Source organism: Stenotrophomonas sp. 22LJNL06-5-1 (assembly GCF_056861455.1).
In genome coordinates this window covers 66,284-77,884 of record NZ_JBSPUE010000011.1, presented here as the reverse complement: position 1 = coordinate 77,884, position 11,601 = coordinate 66,284, and the positions used below count along the sequence as shown (strand labels likewise).

The 11,601-nt window shown below is 65.1% G+C and carries 8 protein-coding genes and 1 tRNA gene; 1 reads left to right on the top strand and 8 read right to left on the bottom strand.

All coding sequences use genetic code 11. The annotated features are described in order from the left end of the window. Window position 1: 1 nt before the first annotated feature. Entirely contained in the window at window positions 2-2,173 is a 2,172-nt protein-coding gene (gene fauA, locus AC13GF_RS19925) for a TonB-dependent alcaligin siderophore receptor FauA (RefSeq protein WP_483005748.1), read from the bottom strand. A 111-nt stretch (window positions 2,174-2,284) separates the two neighbouring features. Further along, window positions 2,285-3,220, bottom strand: a complete 936-nt coding sequence (locus AC13GF_RS19920; protein WP_483005747.1) for a helix-turn-helix transcriptional regulator — start codon at window positions 3,218-3,220, stop codon at window positions 2,285-2,287. Window positions 3,221-3,358: 138 nt separating this feature from the next. On the opposite strand from AC13GF_RS19920, the gene AC13GF_RS19915 reads away from it, so the two are divergent. Beyond that, on the top strand, window positions 3,359-5,689 hold the full coding sequence (locus AC13GF_RS19915; protein ID WP_483005746.1) for a TonB-dependent receptor: 2,331 nt from the start codon (window positions 3,359-3,361) through the stop codon (window positions 5,687-5,689). 120 nt (window positions 5,690-5,809) lie between these two features. Here the strand turns inward: AC13GF_RS19915 and AC13GF_RS19910 are convergent. From AC13GF_RS19910 to lexA, 6 genes are all read right to left on the bottom strand, one after another. Next, a tRNA-Ser gene (locus tag AC13GF_RS19910) sits at window positions 5,810-5,902 on the bottom strand. 78 nt (window positions 5,903-5,980) lie between these two features. After that, window positions 5,981-6,184: a carbon storage regulator CsrA gene (gene csrA, locus AC13GF_RS19905; RefSeq protein ID WP_004152909.1), complete on the bottom strand. Its 204-nt coding sequence runs from the start codon at window positions 6,182-6,184 to the stop codon at window positions 5,981-5,983. 147 nt (window positions 6,185-6,331) lie between these two features. Beyond that, complete coding sequence (alaS, locus tag AC13GF_RS19900; RefSeq protein ID WP_483005745.1) at window positions 6,332-8,980, bottom strand: alanine--tRNA ligase; 2,649 nt, start codon at window positions 8,978-8,980, stop codon at window positions 6,332-6,334. Window positions 8,981-9,089: 109 nt separating this feature from the next. Then, window positions 9,090-9,581 (bottom strand): recombination regulator RecX, encoded by a 492-nt coding sequence (gene recX / locus AC13GF_RS19895; protein ID WP_049449562.1) that lies wholly within the window; start codon window positions 9,579-9,581, stop codon window positions 9,090-9,092. A 110-nt stretch (window positions 9,582-9,691) separates the two neighbouring features. Continuing rightward, the gene (recA, locus tag AC13GF_RS19890) at window positions 9,692-10,729 is read right to left on the bottom strand and encodes a recombinase RecA (RefSeq protein WP_126929772.1); all 1,038 of its coding nucleotides are present in this window, start codon (window positions 10,727-10,729) and stop codon (window positions 9,692-9,694) included. Between the two features lie 204 nt (window positions 10,730-10,933). Further along, the gene (gene lexA, locus AC13GF_RS19885) at window positions 10,934-11,569 is read right to left on the bottom strand and encodes a transcriptional repressor LexA (RefSeq protein ID WP_005412936.1); all 636 of its coding nucleotides are present in this window, start codon (window positions 11,567-11,569) and stop codon (window positions 10,934-10,936) included. Between the last annotated feature and the right edge of the window lie 32 nt (window positions 11,570-11,601).

Here is an 11,601-nt window from a genome sequence, read left to right as displayed (position 1 = left end):
CTCAATAGCCAACCTTCAGCGTGAACATCACGTTTCGCGGTGCCCCGTACCAGCCCTGGTTGTAGAAGCCGATCTGCGAGTAGTAGTGGCGGTCAAACAGGTTGTTGATGTTGACCGCCGCCGACACATTGGAACTGAACTGGTAGCGCGCCATCAGGTTCACCAGTGCGTAGCTGGGCTGCTGCACCGGCACCCGGCGATTTCCGGGCGCGGTGGCGGTCTGGTACATGCGGTTCTGCCAGTCCACGCCACCGCCAATCGTCAGCCGGTCCCAGGTACCCGGCAGCCGCCAGGTGGTGAACAGCTTGAACAGGCTGCGCGGCTTGGCAGTGTTGATCGCACGGCCCTGTGCGTCCTGCGCGATGAAGGTGGTGAAGCTGGTGCCCAGGCTCCAGCCCGGCAGTGGTTCGCCGGCCAGTTCCAGTTCCAGGCCGTCCACGGTTGCGCCCTTCACCGCGCGGTAGGCCGCCTGCGTGCTGCCTTCGACCAGGCCACCGGTGGCCTCGGCGAGGTTGTCCTGCTGGGTGCGGAACAGCGCCGCCGACGCGTTCAAGCGTTCCTGCAGCCAGCTGCCCTTGAGGCCCAGCTCATAGCTGCGGCCGCTGACCGGGTCGAGGATCTGCCCGGACTCATTGCGGTTGTTCTGCGGCTTGAAGATACCGGTGTAGCTGGCGTAGACGCTGCTGTAGCCGTTGAGGTCCCAGACCACACCGGCATACGGCACGAACTCGTTGCGGTAGCGGTACTTGCGCTTGCTGCCGAAGTAGACCTGGTCGGTCTCCCAGTTGCTCAGGCGGCCACCGACGATCACATGCAGCGGATCCGCCAGCGACAGCCGCACCACCGCATAGGCACCGCCCTGCCGGTTGTCCAGATCATCGGCCTGGCTCTTGCTGCTGGCCCACACCGGCTCCGGCGTACCGGGCCCGTGCCAGTCCAGGTAGCTGGCCAACGGCGGCAGAGGCGCCAGCGCGCGGTACTGCCCCAGTGCGATCTCGTCGCGTGAGCGCGACCAGCCGACGGACGCCGTGTGCTGGCGGCCGAACAGCTGGAAGGGACCGGTCAAGCTGACACTGACCGCTTCGCGGCGCACCGGACCGTCGTAGCGGGTGAAGCTGTTGCCTGTAGGCATGGCGCCGGTCACCGGATCGGGATAGCCGCCCCGGTAGAGATGCTTCATCTCCATGTCGGTATGCGAGCGGCTGTAGGACACGCGCGCCTGCCAGTCGTTGCCGAAGCGATGGTTGAAATCGAAGAAGCCGTTGCGGGTGTCGGTCGTCATCCGTGCCCACGGCGCGGTGGCCGATACCGAGCGGTCGAAGCGGGTACGCGTGCCGTCGGCGTTGAACAGCGCGAATCCACTGCCGAAGCCACGATTGTCGTTGGCCTGGTAAGAGATACCGGCGATCAACCCGGTGTCCTCGCCCAGGTCCACGCTGACCACGCCGTAGAGCGTCTTCGCGGTGCTGTCCAGGCCAGCGGTATAGCTGTCGCCCTCTGCCTGCGCGGCGACCACACGACCACGCACACGCCCTTCCCGGCTCAGCGGGCTGGACACATCCACCCAGGCGCGGCGTGCGTCCCAGCTGCCGAGGCTGATGCCGCCACTGGCAGCAAAATCACGCAGCGGGCGCTTGCGCACATAGTTCACCGCAGCCGACGGGTTGCCGGCACCGGTCATCAGGCCATTGGCACCGCGCACGATCTCGATCCGGTCGTACACCACCATGTCCAGATTGTTCTCGCCGAAGTTCCATGGCGACAGCACCGGCATCACCACGCCATCGAACTGGTAGTTGTCGATATCGAAGCCGCGTGCCGAGAATGAGTACCGGTTGGCATCACTGCGCGTGACCGAAATGCCCGGAGCGGTGGCCAGCGCATCTGCGGTGCTGAGCAGGCCACGGTCCTCGATCTGCTGGCGGGTGATGACGCTGACCGACTGCGGCGTCTGCCGCGAGGTCAGCGACAGCCCCGTCGCCGTGCCCATGGAATCGGTGGTGTAGGAACGCGAGGTTTCGGTGCTGCCATCGAGGTCGGCCGTGACCTGCACGGTGGGCAACTGCGAGGTGTTCGCGGCGGGGGCGCGCTCGGCGCCGTGGGCAGTATTGAACAACGCCAGGGTCGTGCCGATGGCGGTTGCCAGGGCGCGCGGGCGGATACAGGCGGGCATGGGAGATCCAGCAGGAGGGAAAGGCTGGATGAGAATTATTGTCATTTGAGCGTGAGCACACGTATGCCCGAACGCAGCAGATGTATGCGCGCTGCCGACGCTGATCCGGGGTCAGCGCAGCTGGCTGGGCGCGATGCCGTAGCGCGCACGGAACGCGGTGGCGAAATTCGTGGCGTGCCGGTAGCCGACGAAATGCGCGGCCTGCTGCACGCTGCAGCCCTGCCGCAGCTGCTCGCAGGCCAGTTGCAGGCGATGCTCGCGCAACCAGCCGAACACCGAGCACTGATACACCTGCTGGAACTTCAGGCGCAGGCTGCTTGGGCTCATGCAGGCCAGGCGCGCCAGATCCTCCAGGCAATGGTCGGCGGCTGGAGCCGCCTGCAGGCAATCCATCACCCGCTGCAGCATGCGGCGGTCACGTGCTGAAACACGCAGGTCCAGCGATGCCTCCCGCGCAGGTGCGCCCAGCGCCAGAGCCAGCATCTGCAGGCCGATACCCTCGCACAGCAGTGCATGCATCGCGCCCTGCCAGGTGCCCGACAGCAGCTGGTCGGCGGCGTGCTCAAGGTGCCCGGGGACCTGCCAACCACGCAACCGCGGGTGGCCGGTGCGGTGCGCGGTGGACAGCAGCTCGCTGATCATCGGGTCGTCAATTCCGTCGGGTGCCTCCAACGAGACATTCAGGCTGCGCATCCGCTGCCCTGCGGGATGAATCGCGGTCATCGGTACTGCCTCGGCCAACACCATCGCGCCGGCACCTGGGTTCATGCCGATCACCGTCTGCCCGGCCAACCGCGCCCCTGCGCGTCCCTCCAGCATCACGATCGCCGAGAAGGCCGGCGGCGACTCCGAGGTTGCCTCGAACGGCTGATGGGCGATCACGTCCGACAGCGCCAGGGTCATGCCCGGGCGTAGGCGACGCTGCTCCACCCTGCCCTGCACCACGCACTGTTCACCGGACAGATCGGCGGCCGACGCAGGCAGGCGATAGCGGAAGCCGCTGCTGCGGCCCAGGCGATCGAGGTCGGCAAGGGTGAGGTTGAGCATGATGAGGCCAGGCGGGATCGTCCTGCATTTTCATATGAGAACCATTCTCATATCCAGCCCTGCCACAAGGCCCATTCCACCCTTGTCGATACAAATAGTTACGTTATAACATTTCACATTGTTTTCACGGATCGTGCCATGCGTCGCCACCTGCTTGCTGCTGCCATTCTGTTCGCCGTCCACACCGCCCAGGCCGCGGACGAACCCACCCTCCCCACCCTCCAGGTTCAGGCCTCCCAGCCCTCGCGCATCGACAGCCGGGTCACCGTCGACAACCCACAGGCGCAGAACCGCACCCTCGGCGGCCTGCTCGAACACGTCTCCGGCGTGCAGAGCAGCGCCTTCGGGCCGAACGCGGGCGCTCCGGTCATCCGCAGCCTCAGCGGCAACCGCGTGCAGATCCTGCAGGACGGCCAGTCCATCCTCGGAATGAACGCGATCAGCGGCGACATCAACATCCCGTTCGATCCGCTGTTCGTACGCAGTGTCACCGTCAACAAGTCTTCCGACACCGTGCGCTACGGCGGCAATGCGATCGGCGGCAGCGTGGAGATCGATTCGGGTCTGATCTCGCGCAGCATGGAAGACAAGGACCAGTCGATGGAACTGGTCCTGCGCAAGGGCTTCAATGCCGCCGACGCGCAGGGCTTCCGCATGAACTTCAACAACCAGCGCAACCTCTCGACCAACCTGCAGGTCTCGCGCCAGCGTATCTCGCACTACGACATCCCCGGCAACAGCAAGGCCAGTGTCTGCAACACCGGGCTGTTCCCGCCCACCGGCGGCGTCAACTCGGCGCTGGCCGACAGCTGCCAGAAGGAGGCGCGCGTCCAGCAGATCTACAACAAGGCCTCGCAGCCCTACATCGACCAGTTCATGACCGAGAACCCCGACTGGGCCGATGGTGACTTCTCGTTCTACACCAACAATCCGACCTCGGTCTGGCAGCGCCGCACCTATATCAACCCGGTCAACCCGGCCTATGTCGCCGGCACGCCGTCATATGTTCAGAAGCAGATCAACAATGACGTGACCCCCGACTATCACCACCGGCTGGGCAACAGCTACGCGCGCAATTCGCAGGTAGCGTTCGGGTCGACCCTGTTCTTCGACCGTGGTTACGTAGGTGTCAGCATCGATGCCAAGGACAGCGAATACGGCGTACCGGGGTTCTCGATGCAGAACCTGTCGTTCGGTTCCAACTACGCCAACGGGCTGCCGGTGGGGGTGGTGATCAAGCAGGAACGCTACGCACTGGAAGCCCTGCTGCGCGATCCGCTGCCGTGGTTCGAGCGCGCGGAACTGCGTGTTTCGAAGCTGGACAACACCTCGGGCGAGCGGCTGGGCGCTACCCGGGCCAACGACTACGATTTCGAGAGCACCCAGGCCGAGCTGCTGCTCAGCCATCAGCGCGTCGGTCCGCTCAGCGGCCTGCTCGGTTTCAGCCACCAGTCGCGTGATGTCACCGGCAGCGGCTCGCTGCGGTACCTGCCTGACGTCGACACCCGCGGCAAGGCGGTGTTCCTGAAGGAGACGCTGGACTTCGGCTGGGCCAGTTTCGACGCTGGCGTGCGCCACGAGCGCGTTGACCATGACCTGCAACCAAGCCGCTTCAAGACCGCACGCAATGCCGCCAACACGAAACTGCAGGACCGCGACTACCGGCTCAACAGCTACAGCCTGGGTTCGTATGTCGAGCTCGGTCCGTTGTTCGCCACCAAGGTGCGCTACTCGTCCTCGCAGCGCGCACCGGAGATCAACGAGCTGTATGCGAGCAATGCTCACTATTCGGTGATGACCCAGGAAGAAGGCAACCAGAACCTCGAGCCGGAACGCGCGAAGAACCTGGAACTGACCGGCCTGTTCCACCTCGGTGGTTTCGAACTGTCGGCCACCGCGTACCGGATGAAGTACGAGAACTATCTATACCTGGGTTACTCGGGGGTGCAGACCGCCAACCGCCTGCCGCTGAAGTACTGGAAGCAGACCGACACCACGGTGAAGGGCTTCGAGATCGATGCCTCGCAGGCATTGGATCTGGGCCGCTACGGCACGTTGAACGTGTCCGCCTTCGCCGACCTGGTGAAGAACAAGGCCGATCACCCCGATTCGTTGCGTGCCCACAATGACGGCGAGTATCTGCCGAACATGCCGACCAACCGCTACGGCGCCAACCTGCAGTGGCAACGCGAGGGCTGGAAGGCGCAGCTGTCCAGCACCTACTACGACACGCAGAAGTACCTCGGCCGCAATGTCAGCGAGGAAGTGCCACTGGATGCGTTCAACCTGGTCGACCTGCAGGTCAGCCGCGAACTGCCGGTGCGCAACAGCTACATCGCCGGCATGGAGGTGTTCGTCAACGGCAGCAATCTGCTCAATGAAGAAGCACGCCCGCACAACTCGCCGCTGAAGTACATCGCGCCGTTGCCGGGGCGTGGGTTCCAGGTGGGTGTGACGGTAAGGCTCTGAGCCGGGGGCGTCCGAAGCGCCATCCATTGATCGCTGATCAGTGGATGGCGCACCGGCAATAAGTGTCACCATAAAGAAAAACGCCTGCAGATCGAGGATCTGCAGGCGCTTCTTTGTATCTGGCGGAGTGAGAGGGATTCGAACCCTCGATAGAGCTTTTGACCCTATACTCCCTTAGCAGGGGAGCCCCTTCGGCCACTCGGGCATCACTCCGGGGTTTTCTCCGCGTCTGGTGCGTTGCACCTCAGCGGGGCGTGAATCATAACGTTAATCGAGTGCGAAGGTAAAGCGTTATTCGGCAGAATTTTCGCTACCGGTGCCACCGGCTTCGTCACCGCGCTGGATGCGCTGATAGATCTCTTCGCGATGCACAGCGACGTCCTTCGGCGCGGTGATGCCGATACGCACCTGGTTACCCTTGACGCCAAGCACGGTGACGCTCACCGAGTCTCCGATCATCAGGGTTTCGCCGACGCGGCGAGTCAGGATCAACATTTTTGTAAGTCTCCATGGAACCGTGTGGAAGGGTATCCCCCACCGGCTTGACGCTCCGTCAAGAAGCGCTACCACGACAAAGGGAAAAGATTCGCAATGGTACCGTCAGCCGTCCCGCTCCTACAAGGAGGGGGACGGCCAGGTTCATCACAGGCGGGGGCTGACCCATTCGACGACTGCAGCCAGCGCAGTGGCAAGGGCGGGCCCGTCCTCGCCACCACCCTGGGCGAGGTCCGGGCGTCCGCCGCCCTTGCCCCCGATCTGACCGGCGATATGGGACAACAGTTCCCCGGCCTTGACCTTGCCCATTGCGCTGCCGTTCACACCCGCGACCAGGGCCGCCTTTCCGTCCTGGGCACCGGCCAGCACGATCACCGCGTCGCCCAGCTGCTGCTTCAGGCGGTCCATGGCGTCACGCAGGGCCTTGGCGTCGAAGCCCTCCAGACGGGCAGCCAGCACCTTCACGCCAGCGACTTCGACAGCCTGGCCGGACAGGTCGGCGGTAGCACCCGCGGCAACCTTTGCCTTCACGGCCTCCAGCTCGCGCTCCAGCTGTTTCTGGCGCTGGCCAAGGGCACGGATCTTCTCGACCACGTCGGCGGCGCTGCCGCCGAGCAGTTCAGCGGCCTCGGCCAGGCGGGCCTCTTCGGCGTCCACGTAGTCCAGGGCGCCCTGGCCGGTGACCGCTTCGATACGGCGCACGCCGGCGGAGACACCGCCCTCGGAGGTGATCTTGAACAGGCCGATGTCGCCGGTACGGTTGACGTGGGTACCGCCGCACAGCTCGGTGGAGTAGTCACCCATCTTCAGCACGCGCACGTGCTCGCCGTACTTCTCGCCGAACAGGGCCATCGCGCCGAAGTCCAGCGCTTCCTGCATGCCCATGTTGTGCACTTCGGCGGCGTTGTTGGCGCGCACCTGCTGATTGACCTTGCGTTCGATCACGGCCAGCTCTTCCGCGCTGATCGGCTGGAAGTGCGAGAAGTCGAAACGCAGGCGGTCCGGAGCGACCAGCGAGCCCTTCTGCTGCACATGGGTGCCCAGCACTTCGCGCAGGGCGGCATGCAGCAGGTGGGTGGCGGAGTGGTTGAGGATGGTGGCGCCACGGCGCTCGCCATCGACCTGGCCGGACAGCACGTCGCCAACCTTCAGGCCGCCTTCGGACAGGGTGCCGACGTGGCCATGGAACTGGCCGGCGAACTTCTGCGTGTCGTCCACCACCAGGCGCACGCCGTTGCCGGTGAGCACGCCGGTGTCGCCGACCTGGCCGCCGGACTCGGCGTAGAACGGGGTCTGGTTGGTGATGACGATGACTGCGTCACCGGCATCGGCCGACTGCACCGGACGACCGTCCTTGAGCAGGGCCAGCACGGTCAGGCCGTCAGCCTGCAGGCGGTCGTAGCCGAGGAACCGGGTCGGGCTGAGGGTCGCCACCAGCTCGGCCGGCAGCGTCACGCCACCACCGAACTTGCCCGCCGCACGCGCGGTCTCACGCTGCTGCTCCATCGCGGCATCGAAGCCGGCAATGTCGACCGTCAGGTCGCGCTCGCGGGCGATGTCCTGGGTCAGGTCGAGCGGGAAGCCATAGGTGTCGTACAGGCGGAACGCGTCAACGCCCGGGATCACGCCATTGCTGGCCTTGCCGGCCACGTCCTCGAAGATCTTCATGCCGGCATCGAGGGTTTCGGCGAAACGCTCTTCCTCGGCCTGCAGCGCACGGGTGACGGTGTCCACCGCAGCCGGCAGTTCCGGATAGGCCTCGCCCATCTGCTCGACCAGGGTCGGCACCAGCTTGCTGAAGAACGGCTGGCGCACGCCCAGCATCCAGCCATGGCGCAGGGCTCGGCGGATGATACGGCGCAGCACGTAACCGCGGCCTTCGTTGGACGGCAGCACGCCGTCGACGATCAGGAACGAGCAGGCACGGATGTGGTCGGCGATCACGCGCAGCGACTTGTTTTCCAGGTCAGCGGTGCCGGTCAGCTCCGACGCCTTGCGGATCAGCGCCTGGAACAGGTCGATCTCGTAGTTGGTGTGCACGTGCTGCAGGATCGCCGCCAGGCGCTCCAGGCCCATGCCGGTATCCACGCACGGCGCCGGCAGCGGCACCAGGGTGCCGTCCGGCTGGCGGTCGAACTGCATGAACACCAGGTTCCAGATTTCGATGAAGCGGTCGCCGTCTTCATCCGGGGAACCCGGGGGGCCGCCGGCGATATGGTCACCGTGGTCGTAGAAGATTTCCGTGCACGGACCACACGGCCCGGTGTCGGCCATCTGCCAGAAGTTGTCCGAGGCGAACGGTGCGCCCTTGTTGTCGCCGATGCGCACGATGCGCGCTTCCGGAATGCCGACCATGTCGCGCCACAGTTCGTAGGCTTCGTCGTCGGTCTGGTAGACGGTGACCAGCAGGCGCTCGGGCGGCAGCTTCCAGACCTGGGTCAGCAGTTCCCAGGCCCAGGCGATCGCGTCCTTCTTGAAGTAGTCGCCGAACGACCAGTTGCCCAACATTTCGAAGAAGGTGTGGTGGCGCGCGGTGTAGCCGACCTGGTCGAGGTCGTTGTGCTTGCCGCCCGCGCGCAGGCAGCGTTGCACGTCGGCCGCGCGCACGTAGCTGCGCTTTTCCGCGCCAAGGAACACGTCCTTGAACTGCACCATGCCGGAGTTGGTGAACAGCAGGGTCGGATCATTGCCCGGCACCAGCGGCGCCGACGGCACGATGGTGTGGCCTTTGCCCTTGAAGAATTCAAGGAAGTCGCTGCGGATCTGGGAAGTCGTAAATTTGGCGGATGCGTTCATTGGGGGCTGGCAGTCTGCGGGCCGGCGGGCCCGGACCACCGGCCGCGTTGGCCAGGGTCGCGAGGGACCGCCGAAAACCTAAAGGGTATCAGGCCCGGCGCCGCCAGTCTCAGTCATCCGGGTCGTAGCGGGTCGCACGGCGGATGCTGTCGCCGTCGAAGCCGCGTCGGGCCAGTAAATCGGCGGCCTTGCGCCGCTGCGTCAGGTCCTGCGGGCCGGCCTCGCCAAAGCGCCTGCGGACCAGATCACGGGCGTTTTCCTGCCAGTCGCCTTCGTAGCTGTCCATCGCCGCGGCAATCGCGGCGCTGTCCAGGCCGTGGGTCCCCAGCTCGGCGCGGACATGGATCGGCCCATAGCCGGTGTTGGCGCGCATCCGCACCAGATTCTCGGCAAAACGGGTGTCGTCCTGCCAGCCGGCCTCGGTCAGCTTGGCGACAGCCGCCTGCGCAGCCTCGTCTTCGATGCCACGTGCGGTCAGCTTGCGGGTGAGTTCCTTGCGCGAGTGCTCGCGGCGGACCAGCAGGCCCAGCGCTCGTTGCACGGGCGTCTGCTCGCGCGACCGGCGTTTGCGGCCGGTGGGAATGTCGTCGGCGTCGGACATCGGTGCTCCAAGGGTGGCGCCATCCGTGGCGCCCAGCCCATCCCTGGGCGATTCGAACCTGCGGGACAGGGCGACGTCACTGACGGCGCCGCCCTGCCCCACAGCAAGCCTTACTCGTCGTCGCCTTCGTCGTCGCCTTCCTCACGGGTGGCTTCGGTCGGCTGGAACTTCTCGCGCAGTTCGGCTTCGAGCTTCGCAGCAACCGTCGGGTTGTCGCGCAGGTAACCGCGGGCGTTGTCCTTGCCCTGGCCGATGCGTTCTTCGCCGTAGCTGTACCAGGCGCCGGCCTTCTCGACCAGCTTGGCATCCACACCCATGTCGATCAGCTCGCCCTCGCGGCTGATGCCTTCGCCGTACAGGATCTCGGTGATGACCTGCTTGAACGGAGGCGCCAGCTTGTTCTTGACGACCTTGATCTTGGTCTGGTTGCCGATGATCTCGTCGCCCTTCTTGATCGCGCCGATACGACGGATATCCAGGCGGACCGAGGCGTAGAACTTCAGCGCGTTGCCTCCGGTGGTGGTTTCCGGGCTCTGGCCCGGCATCATCACACCGATCTTCATGCGCAGCTGGTTGATGAAGACCACCAGGGTGTTGGAGCGCTTGATGTTGCCGGTCAGCTTGCGCAGCGCCTGGCTCATCAGGCGGGCCTGCAGGCCCGGCAGCTGGTCGCCCATCTCGCCTTCGATTTCAGCCTTCGGGGTCAGCGCGGCGACCGAGTCGATCACCAGGATGTCGACCGAACCCGAACGGACCAGCATGTCGGCGATTTCCAGCGCCTGCTCACCGGTATCCGGCTGCGACAGCAGCAGGTCGTCCACGTTCACGCCCAGCTTGGCGGCGTAGATCGGGTCCAGCGCGTGCTCGGCGTCGATGAAGGCTGCGGTGCCGCCCAGCTTCTGGCATTCGGCGATGGCCTGCAGGGTCAGCGTGGTCTTGCCCGAGGATTCCGGCCCGTAGATTTCAACGACACGGCCCTTCGGCAGACCACCAATGCCCAGCGCGATGTCGAGCATCAGCGAACCGGTCGGGATGGCTTCGACGGGCTCGACCACGCGGTCGCCCATGCGCATCACCGAGCCCTTGCCGAACTGCTTTTCGATCTGGCCCAGAGCTGCAGCGAGGGCGCGCTTCTTGTTCTCGTCCATCGGATTGGTCCTTGCAGAGTTCGTGTCGTGGGAGGTGCTGTCTTTGGGGGTCTTCTTTGCCATGGGTTCACTTTAAGTCGGACGTATCGCACAGGCTGAGATTCTGCCCGGCGCTCTGAAAAGAATTATCGGACATCCGTACCAACCTCAGTGGAACCAGAGAATCGCCACAAAAGACCGCGGGGTAATGCGCTATGGAACGGGTCAACGGTTGGGCCGCAGCAGGCCGCAATAGAGGCCTTCGATCGCGAAGTCCTGATCCGGCAGCACCTCGATCGGCTTGTAATCGGGATTGCGCGGCAGCAGGCGAATGCGGTCCTTGGCGATCTTCAGCAGCTTGACGGTGATCTCGTCATCGATGCGGGCCACCACGATCTGCCCGGAATGGGCGTCGCGGGTGCGGTGCACGCCGATCAGGTCACCGTCGAAGATGCCCTCGTCGATCATCGAATCGCCCTGCACCTTCAACAGGTAGTCCGGCGCTGGCGAGAAGAACACCCGGTCCAGCACCACGAAATCGTCCGAGCCGATATCGGCGCCGATCGGCAGGCCGGCCGCAACCCGGCCGAGCACCGGCAGGCGCAGCACGCTGTCGGGCAGGCCTGGCTCGGCCAGCTTTTCCACTGGCGGTGCCTGCACCAGGCGGATGCCGCGGGCCTGGCCCGGGATGCGACGGATCGCACCGGCCTGCTCCAGGGCTTCCAGGTGGTACTGGGCCGCGCGCACGCCCTTGAAGCCGAACGCACGTGCGATTTCAGTCTGCGACGGCGGTGCGCCTTCGCTCTCGATACGCTCGGCGATCAACTGCAGGATCGCCTGCTGGGTGTCGGTCAGGTCCATGGTTAGTAGTATTACTACTAACGTGCGGGACT

Bases quoted from the DNA above. Each gene is read 5' to 3' on its own strand.
- recX (WP_049449562.1), bottom strand. From the start codon at position 9,581: ATGTCCGACGCCGACGACATTCCCACCGGCCGCAAACGCCGGTCGCGC.
- recA (WP_126929772.1), bottom strand. From the start codon at position 10,729: ATGGACGAGAACAAGAAGCGCGCCCTCGCTGCAGCTCTGGGCCAGATC.
- AC13GF_RS19920 (WP_483005747.1), bottom strand. From the start codon at position 3,220: ATGCTCAACCTCACCCTTGCCGACCTCGATCGCCTGGGCCGCAGCAGC.
- AC13GF_RS19915 (WP_483005746.1), top strand. From the start codon at position 3,359: ATGCGTCGCCACCTGCTTGCTGCTGCCATTCTGTTCGCCGTCCACACC.
- csrA (WP_004152909.1), bottom strand. From the start codon at position 6,184: ATGTTGATCCTGACTCGCCGCGTCGGCGAAACCCTGATGATCGGAGAC.
- alaS (WP_483005745.1), bottom strand. From the start codon at position 8,980: ATGAACGCATCCGCCAAATTTACGACTTCCCAGATCCGCAGCGACTTC.
- lexA (WP_005412936.1), bottom strand. From the start codon at position 11,569: ATGGACCTGACCGACACCCAGCAGGCGATCCTGCAGTTGATCGCCGAG.
- fauA (WP_483005748.1), bottom strand. From the start codon at position 2,173: ATGCCCGCCTGTATCCGCCCGCGCGCCCTGGCAACCGCCATCGGCACG.